We start from the raw sequence: 17,674 nt of genomic DNA, 5'->3' as shown, positions 1-17,674 counted from the left end.
TAAAATGCAGAAGAAAATCATAAAAGTAAATGCGCCGGATAACGTTGCGGTAGCATTGGTGGATTTAAAGGCAGGAGACGTTGTTTCTTTTGAAGGAGAAGATATAAAAATACTTTCAGATACGAAGTCGAAGCATAAAATCGCTTTACAACGTTTTGAGCCGGGAGACCGTATCATCATGTATAGCGTATTGGTTGGTTCGGCGAATGGTGTTATTGAAAAAGGTGATGTATTAACCACCGAAAATGTAAAACACCAAAGTGAGAAAGTATCTGGGAGAACAGAAACGGTTCAGTGGACGGCTCCAGATGTTGCGAAATGGCAGGATAAAACCTTTATGGGGTACCATCGAGAAGATGGACAGGTAGGAACAGAAAATGTATGGTTGTTTTTCCCATTAGTATTTTGTGAAAACCGCAACATTGAAATTTTAAAAGATGTTTTTGAACGCGAACTTTTAAAACAAAAGGTGAACCCTCACCAGATGTTATTACGTTCTCTAGTTAGTGGGAGCGATGAATCTGCTGTTGCAGAACAGTCAACCGATGTTTTCGATAACATCGATGTGAAATTCATTACGCACCCAGGTGGTTGTGGTGGAATTCGTCAGGATTCTGAGAGCTTAGCGAAGTTATTAGCAGGGTATGTGAATAACCCGAACGTTGCTGGGTGTACCGTATTAAGTTTAGGGTGTCAAAACCTTCAAATTAGTGTGTTCAAAGAAGCTTTAGATGCTATTAACCCAAATTTAAACAAGCCTGTTTTAATTTATGAACAGCAACAAATGGGTACGGTAGACGAAATGTTAACAGCAATAGTTAAAGATTCTTTTGAAGCTATTAAAGAGGCAAATAAAATTGAACGTAAACCAGCGCCTTTATCTAAATTAAGAGTTGGTTTAGAGTGTGGAGGATCAGATGGATTCTCTGGTATATCGGCAAACCCTACTTTAGGTGCGGTTTCAGATTTATTAGTAGCCCTTAACGGAACAGCTGTTTTAGCAGAGTTTCCTGAGTTATGTGGTGTAGAGCAGGAGTTAGTTAACCGTTGTGTTGATGATGCCGATGGTGAGAAGTTTTTAGATTTAATGAAAGCTTACGAGAAATCGGTGGTTGATGCTGGTTCAGGTTTCGATATGAATCCGTCACCGGGTAACATTAAAGATGGTTTAATTACCGATGCTATGAAATCGGCTGGTGCAGCTAAAAAAGGAGGAACATCGCCTGTAAAAGATGTGTTAGACTATGGTGAGTATATCTCTAAACCAGGATTAAACTTATTATGTACTCCAGGGAATGATGTAGAGAGTACAACAGGTCTTGTAGGTTCTGGAGCTAATGTAGTATTGTTCACAACAGGATTAGGAACACCAACAGGTAACCCTATTGCACCAATTATTAAAGTGTCCTCTAATACTGAGCTTAAAGAAAAAATGCCGGATATTATCGATATTGAAACAGGTGCTGTAATTCGTGGTGAAAAGTCTATTGATGAAATGGCAGAAGAGATGTTAGATTTCATTATAGAAGTTGCTAGTGGTAGAATCCAAACTAAAGCCAAATTATTAAATCAAAACGATTTTATTCCTTGGCGTAGAGGAGTGTCTTTATAATTGATATTCTAAAATAAAAATAATGAAAAAGCCAAGATTTATTTAATCTTGGCTTTTTTTATATTGTTCCTAATTATTTTGAAATTAGGCTTTGTTTAATATTTGAGATTTAAGAGATGATTTTCTAATGATTAGCTCTGGAGTAAGTACAACTTGCTTTTCGGATTTTATGCGCTTATCGTTATTGACTTCTTCAAGGAAAACCTGAGCAGCCAAACGCCCCATTTCTATAGGGGATTGATCTACAGAAGTTATTGAGAGTTCCATAAAACGAGTAAATGGCTCATTACTGAAACCAACCACACTAATATCTTCTGGTATTTTTAATCCGTGTGCTTTTATTTCCTGAATAGCTCCTAACGCCGTAAAATCACTGGCAGAGAAAATAGCATCAGGTCTATTTTCCAAGTCTAAGAGTTTTTTCATGGTTTTTCTGCCGTCTAACACCTTACTATGTGTTTCGATAACCAAACTCTCGTCAAATTCGAGACCGCTGTCTAAAATAGCTTGTTTATAGCCTAAATAACGATTTTTAAATATAAGCAACGACCGATCGTTAGAAAGGTGTGCTATTCGTCTGTAACCTTGGTCTATTAAATGTTTGGTGGCATCGTAAGCCCCTTTAAAATCATCTATGGTAACAGAACTGATACCTTTAATTTCTTTCTTTCTATCAAAGAAAATTAAAGGAACATTTTTCTTTAAAAGGGCATTAAAACTTGCGTCACTATCTGCTTTGGCATTAGAAACTGACATGAGAATGCCATCAACCTGTGCATTTAATAAGGAATTAATATTTCCTGTTTCTAAATCTTCTTGATCGTGAGTTTGGCAGATGATAACATGATACCCTTTCGGGTAAAGTTCTTCCTCTATTCCTCTAATAACAGAGGCAAAAAAGTTACTGTCTATACGAGGTACAATGACCCCAACATTATAACTTTTTCCACTTTTAAGAGCCTGAGCAAGTTTGTTTTGCTCATAGTTCATTTCTTTTGCTGTTTCGGCAACCAATTTACGGGTTGCCTCGCTTATTTTAGAGTTTCCATTTAAAGCTCTCGATACTGTAGCGGCAGTTATATTGAGCTTTTTTGCAATGTCATAAATGGTTGTCTTTTTCTTCATGCACTTATTTGGTTGAGTTGGTAAAAATACACTAAAATAATAGTGTTTGTGGTGGTTATGGTAAGTTGGATTTGCAGAAGTACAAGTTTGTGCTTTTGACAAGCGTAGCTATGTGTTTTCTTTATTTATGAGTAAAGTTGGCAATATGATAATAATTTTAGTTAATAATTAGTTAGTTGTTATTTAAAGAGAAGGTTTATTGAAAATATATTGCAATATATAAATATTTTTCTATTTTTGTGTAATCGATTGCAGATTTGATGTAAATTTTTTTTAAAATATATCAGAGCATGAAAATTGTTAAATAATGTGATCAAATTAAACTAAAATCCTAACCAGATTTTATGATTTAAACCAACTAACAACTAAATAAAAACAAGCCTATGCATTAAACAATCTTCAAAACCAAACTAATTATTAATACTTCTTTTTGAAGTAAACAACTAAACTAAACAAACACATATGAATTCAAGAAAGAGTGTGAAGTATTATTTCTTCTTACTAGGAATACTATTTTATTTACCTATTTATGCGCAGGAAGCACGTATAAGTGGTACCGTTTCAGACGAATCTGGAATACCATTACCAGGTGTTTCAGTAATTATTAAAAACTCCTCAACGGGAACAGCTACAGATTTTGATGGAAATTTTACATTAGAAGCAAAATCTACTGATGTATTAGTATTAAGTTTTTTAGGATATAAGAAACAAGAAGTGCCTGTTGGAGGAAAAACAACATTTTCTATTACCTTACAGGAAGAGGCAGGCCAGTTAGATGAAGTCGTTGTAATCGGTTACGGCAGTACAACAAGACGAGATGTCACTGGAGCAATTGCTTCGGTTTCGGGTGAAAAATTAGCTGCTGTACCTGTGCCAGATGTAGCGCAAGCTTTGCAGGGTAAATTACCCGGGGTTAGAGTTACAACACAGGATGGTCGTCCTGGTGCAGAAATATCTATTCGTGTACGAGGTGGGGGTTCCATTTCAGGTAGTAATGAACCACTATACATTGTAGACGGATTTCCTGTAGGATCTATCAGTAATATACCAAGTAACCAGATTGAGAGCATTGATGTTTTGAAAGATGCATCGTCTACAGCAATTTATGGTGCTCGTGGAGCAAATGGTGTAATTATTATTACAACGAAAGGTGGACGCTCAGGACAACCTAAAGTAACCTATGATGGGTATACTCAATTTAGTGTAATTCCAGATTATATCCCTGTAATGGATGGTTACGATTATATTGCTTTTAACTGGGCTTACGCCGATGCCATCGGGACTCAATATACTGATGCATGGGAAAAACTTTGGTTAATAGGTTCTCAAAATGGAACAAATACGGAAGGGATTGACTATTACAAATCTGTACCAAGTAGAGATTATACAAAAGAACTTTATAATAGTGCATTTACCCATAATCATAATGTAAATATTTCTGGAGGTGATGACAATACAAAATATTTGTTGGCATTAAACTATTTAGACCAAGAAGGAAATAAAGTTGGGTCGTCTTACGAAAGAGCAAATGCACAATTACGTTTAGATCAGGACTTAGGTGAAAAATTAAAATTCACCTTGAATACACGTTTTTCACAGGTTTCAGTAGGTGATAATGGAGGTAATTCTCAAGCCTATTGGTTCCGTCCTATAGATTCTGAATATATGTTAGGAGATTCAGATGTTACCAGTAATACTCAGCTAGGTGACTATATCGGGTTATTGTATGATGAGTACAGCCCTATAGCTAATATAAACAGTAATGTTTTAGATAATAAAGATCGTTCCTTAGTAGCGAATACTTCTTTGAGCTGGGAGATTGTAAACGGACTTACAGCAAAAACAAACTTTAGTTTAAGCAATAGCTGGAGAATAAGTAAATCATGGGCAGGTGGTGTAGCAAATACTACAACAGAACCAGATGGAACTGAAGTTATTGGTCAGGCATCTATTCAACATGCTCAAGGGTGGAACTACCGATGGTTTAATACTTTAAATTATGATGTACAAGGCTTAGGTGATGATCATAAATTAGGTGTTTTAGCCGGTATGGAGGTTGCTGATTCTGGTTCTGAGTCAACTAGAATATGGGGTAGAAAATACCCTATCGCTTATGATGCAGAACGTGCATGGGCAAATATGGAATCGTATTTACGTTCAGAAACAGAAACAAATTATGAGTTAGATTCTAACGCAGGTACACCAAACAGAGTACAGTCTTATTTTGGTCGATTAAATTATGGATACAAGGATAAGTATTTATTTAATGCTACATTCCGTGCAGATGGATCATCTAAATTTTCACCTACAAATCAGTGGGGATATTTCCCTGCAGGAGCTTTGGCGTGGCGTGCTTCAGAAGAAGCGTTTTTAAGAGACGCTAGTTGGTTAGACGATTTAAAAGTTCGTGTATCTTATGGTTCTGTAGGTAATGATAATATTAGTGCAGAACGCTGGAAACAAAGTTGGAATCCAGGATTAAGTAGATTTTCAATCAATGAGGTAAGACAACCTAATTACGGTCCGGGGTCAGAAATTGCAAACCCTGATTTAAAATGGGAAACAACGATTACCAGAAACTTAGGTGTTGATTTTACAGTATTAAACAGTAGGTTAAGTGGTACTGTAGAGGTCTATAAAAACTCGGTTAAAGATTTGTTATTCAGAGTTCCTGTTTCTGGGTTAACAGGGTTTGAAGCTACTTATGCCAACGTAGGAGCAACTAGTAATAGAGGTGTTGAAATTTCATTAAATGGAGCTATTGTGGCTTCAGAAGATTTTAATTTAAATGCGAGTTTCAATATCAACTTCAATAAAAATAATGTTGATGAACTTGACGATGCTGTTAATGGTACGTATAGTCAGCCTGGGCAGGAGTACGTTTGCAGCCTTCACAAGATTATTATTTAACGGTTGATGAGCCTGTTGGTTTAATGCGTGGTTATCAACATGATGGATGGTATACTACCGATGATTTTAATTACGATCCAAGCACCCAAATTTATACCTTAAAGGACGGGGTTCCAGATTTAGATAGTGGTATTTTAGGTCCAATTTATGGTACTACAGCCAACAAGCCTGGCTCTCAGGTGGCCTATCCTGGAGTTCAAAAACTAAAAGATGTTAATGGTGATGGCGTAGTTGATAGTAATGATATTGGGGTTATTGGTAATGCAAACCCAACACATACAGGAGGTTTCTCTTTAAATGGTAATTATAAAAATTTCGATTTCGGGTTTGATTTTACATGGAGCTATGGAAACGATATTTATAATGCATCACATTTAGAGGCTTACTTAGGAAACAAGGAATCTGGGCTGTTCAGAAACAGATATCAGGAATTAGCAGGACATTACAAACTTCATGATATTGTTAATGGGCAGTTAGTAAGAGTGGTTGAGCCATCCGCTTTAGATGCGCTTAATGCCAATGCTAAAACTTATTTGCCATATGGGGAGTATGCTGCCATGTCCACATTTGCTATCGAGGACGGTTCTTATTTGAGATTGAATACAGCAACATTAGGATATACCTTGCCACAAGGTATTGTTGATAAATTAGGAATTAACAAATTCCGTGTTTATAGTTCTATTTTCAATGTATTTACCTTAACTAGTTATACAGGATTTGATCCAGAGGTAAACGTTGAAGAGAAACAAAGTTCAGGCAGCTACCCAACTCCAGGATGGGATTATGGAGCGTATCCACGTTCACGTTCATTTACGTTTGGTGTTAATGTTGAATTTTAAAAAAAGAGATTATGAAAAAATTAATTTATATCATGCTGGCTGCAATGGTCCTTACCAATACAGCTTGCGAAAAAGATTTTTTAGAAGTTGAAGCACCCTCAAGTGTAGATGAAGATTTCGTGTTTGGTTCGCCTAGTGAGGCTTTTAAAGTACTGGCTGGGATGTACGACTATTGGCACGATTTAGATAGACTAATGTATTACGAAACAGAAGTGGTGGGGTCAGATTCAGAGCGTCATCCGGAAAACTATAGTTCACAGGGTAGACATATTCCAGAAGGGCTTTTTGCTTCGGAGTACACCATTCATGCAGGCGAGTCTGTAACAGAGTGGAATGAGTGTTATTTAATTATCAACCGCGTTAATATCATGTTAGAGGCTCTTGAAGGAAAACAAGAGTATCAAGATGCTGTTAAGGCTGGTAAACCAAGTGCCTGGACCCAATTATACGGAGAAGCTGTTGCGTTTCGTGCAACATGTTATAAGCTGTTAATTCGTTATTTTGGTGATGTGCCTTATTTTGATTATCCAATTAGAAATACTGCGCAAACAGATACTTTAGGATTGACATCACGAGATGTGATTTACGATAAAGAAATCGCAGCGTTAAAAGCAGCTACACCTTTAATGTATCGTTTAGGAGATGGTGGTTTAACGGCTGAGCGTTTCTCCGGAACTTATGCCGATGCAGTTATCGGTAGAATGGCCTTCGATGCCGCTGGATATCAGTTACGTCGTACGAATTTTGATTATGGTAATGTAGCTTTTGATCAAATAGGGGTTGAAAACGCAACATGGCAAGCTAAATATGTAAGACGTACAGATTGGATGGATTATATGCAAATCGCTAAAGAGCATTATCTAAAAGTCGTAAATAATCCGGGATCAGCAATACTATTAGAATCAGATGAAAGAGGTGCAGGCTTTAATAACCCATTCCAAAGAAACTTCCAGTATCTGATGGATTTAGAAATTAGTCCGGAATCTATTTTTGAGGCGGGTTATACTCGAGGACAAAATTCAGATTTTCCTTATTCATTTGGTCGTCCATCAGGAGGTGGTAGCCGTAATGCATACCCTTGTAAAAATTACGGACAAAGTCGCGTGTATGCCAGTTTCTATTATGGCGATTTTATGCCAAACGATATGCGTCGTGATGTTACCGCTTGTGTAACTGCAAATTCTGGAGCAGCATCAGAGATTTTAATCAATTTCCAACCAGGTAGTCGTGAAAAGGGTGGTTTAGCAAATAACAAATTAGATGAATCGCGTTTTGCTGATCCATATACGGCACGCCAACGTCAATCAGGCTGTAACTGGCAGCAATTAAGAATGGCTGATGTGATGTTAGATTTAGCTTATGCTTCTGCTGCGACAGGTGATGAAGGTACCGCAAAAACATACTTAACAAAAGTAAGAAGCCGTGCGTTCTCATCAGCAGATCAGGCAACCTATGTAACAGGTTATGTGAATGCACTTTCTGGTCAGGATTTATTAGACGCTATTGCACAGGAACGTAAATTGGAATTAGCTGCTGAAGGTAAAACACGTTGGGATATGACACTTTACGGAACCATGCCAGAGCGTATCAAAAAATTACGTGATACTCAAATTGCAATGGTTGAAGGATTAAAATCAGATGGTTACTATACGTTTGCCGAAACAGGAATGACCATTTCTAATTGGGTTTGGACCAAGTATGTTAATATCAAGGAGGATATTGATCCGTCTTTAAATTTATTAACAACTCAAGCTCCAGATGGAATTACAACGGCAGATCCAACTTACCCTGTATTAGTGCCAGGATGGAGAGGAACGAGCGACTTATGGACAGATTATATTTCGACATTAGCTAGTGACAAAGTGAATTTAGCGATTCGCGGTTTATACGAATATATTGATCCGGATGGCCCTGTAGCTTTAGCTTTAGAAGCCGATGGTTATGAAAAACAACCATGGGGACAAAACATTATTGATAACGAGAGTCAGTATACATCCGATATTTTTAAAGGATATCCAGATTCTTATTATAGTGCTGGAGAACCACCACGTTATATTAGAGCTATTCCATATGAAACTTTAGTGTCTTCCAATGGAAATATAACTCAAGGGTACGGACACGCATCAGAATAAAACAGAGTTTAGTTTATTAATAGTTCATTAGAAAACCCCGTATTACATATGTAATGCGGGGTTTGTTGTTTATGATTTTACCAGAGCTAATTCAATATTAAGGATTCCTTTTGTGATGATTTCCGAACAATAAGCTCAGGGGCTAAAATCACTTGTTTTTCAGACTTAACGTTGCCTTTACTGTTAACTTCATCTAAAAATACATTAGCGGCAATTCGCCCCATTTCCATCGGAGATTGATCTATTGATGTGATTGAGAGCTCCATGAATTGAGAAAAAGGCTCATTACTAAAACCAATTACACTAATGTCGTCGGGTATGCTTAAACCATGGGTTTTAATTTCTTTAATGGCTCCAAGTGCTGAAAAATCGCATGAGGCAAAAATACCATCTGGTGGATTGTTAAGGCTTAATAGTTTTTTCGTGCTTAGGCTTCCTGATTCAACTTTGCTTGTCGTCTCTACAACTAAATTGCTGTCTAATTCAAAACCGGCATCTAAAATAGCTTGTTTATATCCTAAAAATCGATTTTGAAAAATTTCTAAAGATTGATCATTACTTAAATGAGCGATGCGTTTGCAACCTTGTTCAATTAAATGCTGTGTCGCCATATAGGCGCCTTTAAAGTCATCGATAGTTACAGAACTAACCCCTTTGATGTCTTTTTTTCTATCGAAAAATATTAGAGGCACATGTTTTCGTACAAGGTTTTTAAAAGCAGGATTATTTTCAATATTCGAATTGGAAATCGACATTAAAACACCATCAACCTGAGCATTAAGCAGCGAATTAATATTTTCAATCTCGAGATTTTCCTGATCATGGGTTTGACAGATAATCACATGATATCCTTTCGGATATAATTCTTCTTCAATACCTCGAATAACCGAAGCAAAAAAGTTGCTGTTTATATAAGGAACTATAACGCCAACGTTATAGCTTTTACCACTTTTTAAGGCCTGAGCAAGTTTGTTTTGCTCATAGTTCATTTGTTTGGCGGTTTCAAGAATTAATTCTTTGGTCGCTTTTTTAACTCTCGGACTATCATTTAATGCTCTCGATACAGTAGCAGCAGTAATATTTAATGCTTTAGCTATATCGTATATGGTTGTTTTTTTTGGCATGATTTCATGTTATATACTAGCAAAGTATATTTTTAAAAATGACCTTAACATCATTAACTTTAATTATTTAATGATGTTAAGGTCATTTTATTTATTCTTTATTTTTCAGCAAAGTAAAAATTTATTTTTTGTATTGAAGCGTTTATTTATCGATTCTTTATGATTTTTAGGGTTGCAGGATAATCTGAAACTAGTTTTAGAAAATAAATCCCCTCAGGTTTATCAGAAAGATCTAGTTCTAGACTATTGGTATTTGTTTTATGTATTTGTCTGGAAATTAAACTTCCACTAACGGAGTATAATTCAGTTATAAGGTTGTTTACGGTATTAGGTAATTGAATGTTTACAGTTCCATTAGTGGGGTTAGGAAACATTTTAATTCCAAAATCAGATTCAAAATTTTCGGTAGAAAGCGCTGAATTTTGGACGGTTATATTACTTCCTTCAAGGCTAATATAATCGTACATTAAATGACTATTAGATTGATTAGAGGGCATCAGGAACGTTAGTGTATTTTCGCCTTGTACCAGACTGCTGTAGGGAATGTTAAATGTTTGAATACCATACTTACTTCTGTTTGACTGTCGAATCCAGGCATTACCGCCAGATGGTGCTGTAGGATAGCTTAGATATACGTTATTTCCATTTAAATACAACCAAAACTGTGCATGGTCTACACTGGCAAATGCAACTGTAAGTTTAGCGTTTCCTGTAGTTGGAATTGTTCCTGTTACTGTGAAATTAATATTCCAGTTCCATGCATCTCTACTACCATCCGATTTTATGTATTTAGTGTGTACGTACGGTAGAACTGTAGCCCAGTTATTATCTTCGATATTATATTCAATAGGGTTAGAAAACGTGTTTTCAAATTTATCTTCCACAAAACCTTCACAGTAGTCAAAATCTCCAAACTTATATTCGGCAGCTGTCCGGTCAGGAATACCAATTTCCCATAATAGTTTTCCATTGTTACGTGGAATGGTCCAAGTTACATTTCCTAAGGAAGTTGTACCCCCGGCTGTAACCGTTACATTTTCCATACGGTATTCGTCTACTGCACCATTTTTAAAGGCAAATAGGGTGTAAGTTCCTGGGCGCACATGTTTAATATCGAAGTTTCCTGAAGCATCTGTTTTTACCCAATACTGATAGTTTTTGTCTTCAAATTGCCAATCACCATCAGAGGCCGGTGTTAATTGTGTAACGCCTATCCATGCGTTGCTGCCATCTAAATCTGGCTTTTCAGAATCACTGATAGAAAAGTTTCCAGTAATATTTCCGCGGCCATCCGCCAATGGATATTCAGGAGTGTTAGTAAGCCATGAAAAAGGCCATTCTGCTTTGTCTTGTGCTGCTCTGGTTTTGGCATCTGCCCATTGAGCATCACCGTTGCCAGTTACTGTCGAGGTATAAATAAGATAAGGACCATAAATTTTAGACCATTCTTCGCCTTGTGGAATTGAAAAACCCCTACAGTTATAATGAACGGTGTTCATATCGATATGAATGATTCCTGCAGCAGCGTTTAAATCGTGGTTGGTTGGTCCTGCATTAAAAAATTCATGACTACCAAAAACGGCCCATGAACCGATGTTGTTTTTATCGCTGGCATGACCATAGGCTGGAATATCAATTAGGTTTTCGCAATATTCATACTTACCATCATACTTTCCAGCTCTAACACCTGTGTTTAGTTTTATAATTTCAGGGATTGGGGTTCCTGATGCCTGACTAAAGTCGTAAACCGATGGCATTTCCCAGCTTTTCTGTTCGGTAACATAAATTTTTTCTGCCAGATAATCTGTTCCATCATTACCAATCCACACCACTTGTCGCCAGGAACCTAAGTCGAAAGCAGGATATTCTGCTTTATGCGTTAAAATGGAATACGTGTAAATTCCTGTATCGTTCTTTTTTAATACATAATGAATATCGGCATCACAGGGGGCTAAATAATTTCCGTCGGAGTAGGTTCTTTTAAAGGAAACATCTATATAATCTTCGGTTTCTTCTTTAATAGAAAAAACAGTACCCGAAATCTTATCGAAACCATAAGATCCTGTGAAATCGTAATAAGTACCTATTCGGCTATTATTAGCAGCATTAAATGTTGCAAGAGTTTCAACGCCGTTAACTTTTAATGATTGAATGTTACTAGTTGCTTTTTCAATTTTTGCTTCTAAATAGTCATTTTTCAGAATAATATAAGATGCATATTCTTCAATCATTCTATTCGGGTCCTGAGCAATTGATACTGTTGTTCTGGAGCCATCGAAATTTACGGATAAATTTTCGTCATTAAGTGCCGATATTTTTCCATTTGAAATGTAATTTTCTAATGTCGTTGTATGGTCTCCAGTAACAATTAAAGCACCGATACTTGATATTATAATATTACCATTGGTTCCTATATTTACAGCCGAGGTAACGTCTACAACTCCTCCTGAAATATTAAGGGTTCCTGTGGGGTTTGTGCCACCAGGGCTTGTAGCAACTTCAAGGTAGTTACCCACGTAAAGTGTGCCTCCATTTACATTAACGGTACCATTTCCTCCGGTATTATATCCAATAATGGTCTGGAATCTGCTGTATAATGCACCGCCATTAATGTTAACAGTTCCGTTGTCGCCCTTTCCAATATAAATTACATTTCTAATACTTAATAACGCAGGAGTATTTAAAGTTACAGTACCATTAAGCATGTCACTATTCCAAGGGTATAATGTTCCGTTAAATGTTGCATTGGCACCTGCTATTGTATTTAAATAGTTTGGTCTAGCCCCAATACTATTACTTCCTCCAATTTGAACAGGGTTATTAGGATTCCCAGCTCCAATTACAAGGGTTTGAGAACCTGCATTAGCAAAGTCTATGGTGTTATCGCTCCAGTTATTAACATCATAAAAATCGGAGCTAATATCACCTTGCCAATTGTTCTGTGCGTTTAAAAAGTTTAGGGAAGTACAGGCCATTATAAGCCCGAAAAAGGTTGTAAAACCTTTTTTGAGTAAAGTTTTTCTCATAATTAGTTTAGTGGTTTGGTTTAGTTGTTAAAATTTAATTAGTGTAATTTTTACATTTATTAAATTTTATTCTAAAGTAAATCCTAATTAAGAGAAAGGTATCCTGTACTTACCTGTATAATATATTGTTTTTCAGAGTTTTTGTATGTGTCTATTGGTTTTTTAGTTTTTGAAATTCCTCTTGAGAGATGGTAAATATAGTTCCGTGTCTTGTTCCTGAGGGAAATTCAATTTTATCAGAGATATCTTCCCAGTGTTTTAAATCTGTTGATTGAACAGCGCCGTATTTATGGTCGGTGTATTTATCGAAATAAACGATCCATTTTCCGTCAATTTTAATGGCAGTAGGTCCTTCAGCCCAATATTTTCCTGTTATGGGAGCACTGGCTTCAGAATATGGGCCATCTAAATTATCGCTAAAGGCAACTTTTAAGTTCTTTTGAACAGGCTTTTTTGTTTCGTCCTTTAAAAACATGACGTATTTATCAGTGTCATATTCCTGAATAGTCGCATCGATAACATTAAACCCAGGTTCGTAAAATAGTTTTGTAGGTGTAAAGTCTTTGAAATCTTTGGTTTTGGTATAATACATTCTATGATTATAACCATTATCTTCTGTAGTTTGCGTTTCAGGGAATTTTCCAACAATAGTTGTTGCCCAATAGATGATGTATTCTTTAGTTTTATTATTATAAGTTATCTCTGGAGCCCAGGTATTTCTGGCGCCTTCTTCGTGAGCCATTACAGGAATGAATTTTTGTTCAGACCAGTTAATTAAATCCTTTGAAGCGGCGTAACCAATACCTTTATCGGTCCAACTAACCGTCCAAACCATATGGTAAAGTCCGTCGCCACCTTTTATAATGCAAGGATCACGCATAAGCTTGTCCTTACCAACTTCTGGGGTTAAAAAGGGTTGGTCGTTTTTAAGTGATTGCCATTTATAGCCGTCTTCACTATAAGCAAGATGTAAACCGTCACGTCCGTTTCCTTTAAAATAAGAAAACATATAAACAGGTTTTTCTGGGATAAATTTATTGTCTCTTAACCAGTTTTCGCAGGCTGCAGGCCATTGGGTGTGTGTGCCTGTTCTGCCCAACCCAAAACCGTGACCACCGTCTTCATAAATATGCATTTCCGCAGGAACTTTATGGTCTTTTAGTGCCATATAGTAATTGATACTATTTTCAACAGGAACGGCATAATCGTCTGTGGCGTGAATTAAAATAGTAGGCGGTGTATTTTCGTTAACCTGTTTTTCGTTAGAGTATTTATCAATTAATTCTTTGGAAGCATTTTTTCCCAGTAAATTCACTTTTGAGCCATTATGTGTAATACCATCTTCCATTGAAATTACCGGATAAATAAGCATGGAAAAGTCTGGTCTTGCGCTAATGTCATCAGATTTATAAACGTTGTCGTTATAATGCGTAGAAGCCGTAGAAGCTAAATGCCCACCAGCTGAAAACCCTATAATTCCTATTTTATTAACGTCAAGATGCCATTTATCAGCGTTTCTGCGTAAGGTTCTAATGGCTTCCTGAGCGTCTTGTAAAGAGCCAATAGTTTTGTCCTTCATAATGGCATCGCTTGGCAAACGATATTTTAAAACAAAAGCCGAAATACCTAATGAGTTTAACCATTCGGCAATTTTATCACCTTCTTTTATATGCGCTAAAACACTGTAACCACCACCTGGACAAACCACGACAGCAGGCGTTTTCTCATTGGTGTTTTTTACTAAAAATGGTTTAAGTGTAGGAACAGATACCAGCCGAACGGCATTAGGATTTCCTTTCGAATCTAGTCGAAATTCTTCTTTATAATCTTTATTCTCGATGGCTCCAGGAATGTTATCCCAAAGCTGAATTTCTTCATGTTGAGCGAAACTATTTGTCGTAATAGCTATCAACAAAAAGGCAAGTAGTTTATTTATTCTGTTCATTATATTCTTCATAAAATTCTATTTCAACAATTCGCAAATCACCTTTTCGGTTTGCGGCATCTTTATCTTTGTATAAATCAAGTTCTTTATCAGGATCTACTTCAACAATTTCATTAAAGGCATCATTTTCTGTATTTAAACCAATAAGCTCAATGGTTATTTTTTCGGCTAAAATGGGTTTTAAAGGAATGGTAATATACCCAAGACTTTGCTGGGTATCGCCTTTATAAACTTCTTTGTCATCAGCTAAAATACGAATTGGATAGCTTTTAGAACGCCAGCCAGTAAATTTAGCTACACATTGATTAACCACTGAAGGTTTTGCAAGTGTATAGGTAATTTTTCCTGTGTTCATTTTACCATTGTTTCGCCACTCGGTTAATTCGTTGTCATCATAACTGTTATATGCATTTTCGGCATTCGATTCGGTTTCTGCATATTTAATAAATACAGGTTGCCTTTTAATGGTGTATGAAGGGGTTGAAGGTGTTGAGCCTCGGTCTAAATAAGATTCTAAATCGGCATTTGGAAGAGCTGTGGAAAGTCCGTTAGAGGTTTCAAAAGGAATGGTTTCTAAAGTTATTTTAGCCGATTTTAAACCTTTTGATGTGGCTTCAATTTTAATCTTGTCAGGGTTGAATCCTGAACGAATCATTATGCGATTGATGCCGTTTTCAACTGGAAGTGATTTTGAAAGAATATAGTTATTGGGTCCTTGAGCAATACCTCCTAACCAGATCGCTTCCCCTTTCAAGGAGAAGTTAATTAGGCTATTATCAATAGGGCAGCGGTTTCCGTTTTTATCAATAACCTCAATATCAATAAGAGCTACATCGGCACCGTTGGCTTTAAATCCTGTAGGATTTGTAATGGGTGTTAATTTGATGGCATGTGGTTCGCCAGCTGTTATTTTTTCATCTTCACTTAATTTGTTTCCACTAGCATCATATCCGATGGCTTTTATAGAACCTTTTTCAAATTGAATAGCTTCAAAAGTGAATAAAAACTGTTTACTTTGAGTACCAAATCCTTTCGATTTCCCATTAATAAACAATTCAACTTTGTCGGCAGAAGATACCACGTAAATATTTTTGGTAGCGGTATCGGCATAATTCCAGTGGCCTAAAATATGGGTGCGGTAGTTTTCAATATCAACCCAACCATCCCACATTACCTGATGTGCAAAAAAGCCATCTTTAGGAATACGCATCGGGTCTACCTCGCCGCTGGTTCTGTAATTCGATTCGCCACGGTGATGTGTATTCGTATCTGAAAAAACAATGTTTACACCACCAGAACTTACGCGATGTCCAGTTCCGGGACGCTCTACATAGTAATCGTACCAGCGCGTTACGTTTTCTATGGTGTGTGCATCCTGATTGTGATTATAATCGTTGGCAGGTTTGCCACGATAAAGCGGACCTTCACCTTCTTTATGGTATGGCGGACTAAACTCATCCCAATATTTTCTTAAACCTTCATCTCTTGAATATTCGGTAGCCCAAAGTGGTTTGCCTGCACTTTTATTGATGTAAAGCATCTCTCCACCATATTCCGCTTCGTGGCTGTCAAGCATTTCACGAGAACCAATGGCTCGACCACCATGGGGGTCGAAAGTATTTCTGAGGCTTTTCATTTCATGCATATGCGGTTCGCTAATTGCATCGTTACCACATTCGTAAAAAAGGATACTTGGGTTGTTTCGGTTATAAATAATAGCATCACGCATTAAATTAACTCGTTGTTTCCAGTGGTCGCCTTGCGAGTCTTTTTCAGCATCACCTGCGGGCATAGCTTGTATAAGTCCGACACGGTCGCAGGATTCAATATCTTGTTTCCAAGGGGTAACGTGCATCCAGCGCACGGCATTTCCATTGCCTTCAACAATCATACGGTTACTAAAATCGCTCAACCAGGCAGGAACCGACATACCAATGGCTGGCCATTCGTTACTGGTACGCTGGGCGTAGCCTTTTATTTGAAGAACACGATCGTTTAAAACCACTTCGCCATTTTGGAAAGCTGTTTTTCTGAAACCGGTTTTAGTTTCTACTTTGTCGGTAATTTTGCCATCAATTTTCAGGTAGCTTTTTACTTTGTATAAATAGCCATAACCCCAGCTCCAGAAGTTTAAATCTTTTAATTGTTTTTTGGCTTTTAGAGTTTTTATATCACCAGAATTAATAGAGTTCGATTCTGAGGTGAATTCCGCTATTTTAGTGTTGTTATTATCAAATATTTCAACAAACAAAGCCACGTTTTTATCGGAAGAAAATTCATTTTTTATTTCAGCTTCAACGTTAATATTGGCGCTTTTATTTGCAATATCTATGTCTTTAGCGTACACATAAACACCTGTGGTTTTCAGGTTAGAATACAGGGGTAATGTTTGATATATTTTATCGGTAATATGTAAATACGCATTTTTAGGAATACCACCATAATTGGCATTAAAGTTAATGTTGTTCCAACGGTAAGTTGCATTGGTAGTGGTTTCTCGGTAACGCCAGTCGTTGTCAATACGAAGCGCGATAACATTATTAAACGGAAATGGTTTTACATACTCTGAAATGTCGAAACCAAAGGCCATGACACCGTTTTCATGCATTCCAATTTTTTGTCCGTTAACGTAAATGGTACCTCCCTGACGGATACCTTCAAACTCAATAAACACTTTTTTATCGATTACATGTTCAGGAAGTTTAAACGATTTTCGATACCACACAATGCCCGTGGTTAAATCGGTAATATCTTTTAAAAAGGCTTCTCTTTGGTTGTAGGCATATGGTAAGGTAACCTGTTTCCATTGAGAGTCATTAAATTCATTGCTTAAAGCATTTTCAAAATCTCCTTGTTTTAATTTCCAGTCGGAATTGAAATTATATTTTGTTCTTGAAAAATCCTGCGAAAATAAGGGAGACCAAGTTATTAACAAGATTAATAAAAGCTTTAGTTTCATAT

9 protein-coding genes are annotated in these 17,674 nt (G+C 36.7%); 4 read left to right on the top strand and 5 right to left on the bottom strand.

Features of this window, described 5'->3' with window-relative positions; all coding sequences use genetic code 11:
- The first annotated feature begins 4 nt into the window (after positions 1-4).
- Positions 5-1,612, top strand: coding sequence for a UxaA family hydrolase (locus RBH94_RS03865; RefSeq protein ID WP_307882459.1), 1,608 nt, complete (start codon positions 5-7; stop codon positions 1,610-1,612).
- Between the two features lie 84 nt (positions 1,613-1,696).
- On the opposite strand, the gene RBH94_RS03860 is transcribed toward RBH94_RS03865, so the two are convergent.
- Positions 1,697-2,737, bottom strand: coding sequence for a LacI family DNA-binding transcriptional regulator (locus RBH94_RS03860; protein WP_307882458.1), 1,041 nt, complete (start codon positions 2,735-2,737; stop codon positions 1,697-1,699).
- 462 nt (positions 2,738-3,199) lie between these two features.
- On the opposite strand from RBH94_RS03860, the gene RBH94_RS03855 reads away from it, so the two are divergent.
- The 3 genes from RBH94_RS03855 to RBH94_RS03845 are packed head-to-tail and all read left to right on the top strand — an operon-like array spanning position 3,200 to position 8,618.
- Entirely contained in the window at positions 3,200-5,647 is a 2,448-nt protein-coding gene (locus RBH94_RS03855; RefSeq protein WP_307882457.1) for a SusC/RagA family TonB-linked outer membrane protein, read from the top strand.
- A complete protein-coding gene (locus RBH94_RS03850; RefSeq protein ID WP_307882456.1) occupies positions 5,620-6,486 on the top strand; it encodes a hypothetical protein in 867 nt (288 codons plus the stop codon). The genes RBH94_RS03855 and RBH94_RS03850 overlap by 28 nt, the downstream gene beginning before the upstream one ends.
- Positions 6,487-6,497: 11 nt before the next feature.
- Entirely contained in the window at positions 6,498-8,618 is a 2,121-nt protein-coding gene (locus RBH94_RS03845; protein WP_307882455.1) for a RagB/SusD family nutrient uptake outer membrane protein, read from the top strand.
- An 86-nt stretch (positions 8,619-8,704) separates the two neighbouring features.
- Here RBH94_RS03845 and RBH94_RS03840 read toward each other — a convergent pair whose 3' ends face one another.
- The 4 genes from RBH94_RS03840 to RBH94_RS03825 all read right to left on the bottom strand — a co-directional run bounded on the left by RBH94_RS03840 (position 8,705) and on the right by RBH94_RS03825 (position 17,672).
- Positions 8,705-9,742 (bottom strand): LacI family DNA-binding transcriptional regulator, encoded by a 1,038-nt coding sequence (locus RBH94_RS03840; RefSeq protein ID WP_307882454.1) that lies wholly within the window; start codon positions 9,740-9,742, stop codon positions 8,705-8,707.
- A gap of 146 nt (positions 9,743-9,888) precedes the next feature.
- Positions 9,889-12,768: a polysaccharide lyase family protein gene (locus RBH94_RS03835; protein ID WP_307882453.1), complete on the bottom strand. Its 2,880-nt coding sequence runs from the start codon at positions 12,766-12,768 to the stop codon at positions 9,889-9,891.
- A 151-nt stretch (positions 12,769-12,919) separates the two neighbouring features.
- Positions 12,920-14,725 carry a prolyl oligopeptidase family serine peptidase gene (locus tag RBH94_RS03830; protein WP_307882452.1) on the bottom strand — a complete coding sequence of 602 codons (1,806 nt, stop codon included), beginning with the start codon at positions 14,723-14,725 and terminating at the stop codon, positions 12,920-12,922.
- A complete protein-coding gene (locus RBH94_RS03825; RefSeq protein WP_307882451.1) occupies positions 14,697-17,672 on the bottom strand; it encodes a glycoside hydrolase family 2 protein in 2,976 nt (991 codons plus the stop codon). Before RBH94_RS03825 ends, RBH94_RS03830 begins: the two co-directional genes overlap by 29 nt.
- Between the last annotated feature and the right edge of the window lie 2 nt (positions 17,673-17,674).

Origin of the sequence: Aestuariibaculum sp. YM273, assembly GCF_030908365.1 — a bacterium.
Classification (GTDB): domain Bacteria; phylum Bacteroidota; class Bacteroidia; order Flavobacteriales; family Flavobacteriaceae; genus Aestuariibaculum; species Aestuariibaculum marinum.
The sequence above is the reverse complement of the archived record's forward strand: the minus strand, read 5'-3'. Positions and strand labels throughout refer to the sequence as shown.

Coding starts and splice junctions, on each gene's coding strand:
- RBH94_RS03860 (WP_307882458.1), bottom strand. CDS start 2,737: ATGAAGAAAAAGACAACCATTTATGACATTGCAAAAAAGCTCAATATA.
- RBH94_RS03840 (WP_307882454.1), bottom strand. CDS start 9,742: ATGCCAAAAAAAACAACCATATACGATATAGCTAAAGCATTAAATATT.
- RBH94_RS03835 (WP_307882453.1), bottom strand. CDS start 12,768: ATGAGAAAAACTTTACTCAAAAAAGGTTTTACAACCTTTTTCGGGCTT.
- RBH94_RS03855 (WP_307882457.1), top strand. CDS start 3,200: ATGAATTCAAGAAAGAGTGTGAAGTATTATTTCTTCTTACTAGGAATA.
- RBH94_RS03865 (WP_307882459.1), top strand. CDS start 5: ATGCAGAAGAAAATCATAAAAGTAAATGCGCCGGATAACGTTGCGGTA.
- RBH94_RS03845 (WP_307882455.1), top strand. CDS start 6,498: ATGAAAAAATTAATTTATATCATGCTGGCTGCAATGGTCCTTACCAAT.
- RBH94_RS03830 (WP_307882452.1), bottom strand. CDS start 14,725: ATGAAGAATATAATGAACAGAATAAATAAACTACTTGCCTTTTTGTTG.
- RBH94_RS03825 (WP_307882451.1), bottom strand. CDS start 17,672: ATGAAACTAAAGCTTTTATTAATCTTGTTAATAACTTGGTCTCCCTTA.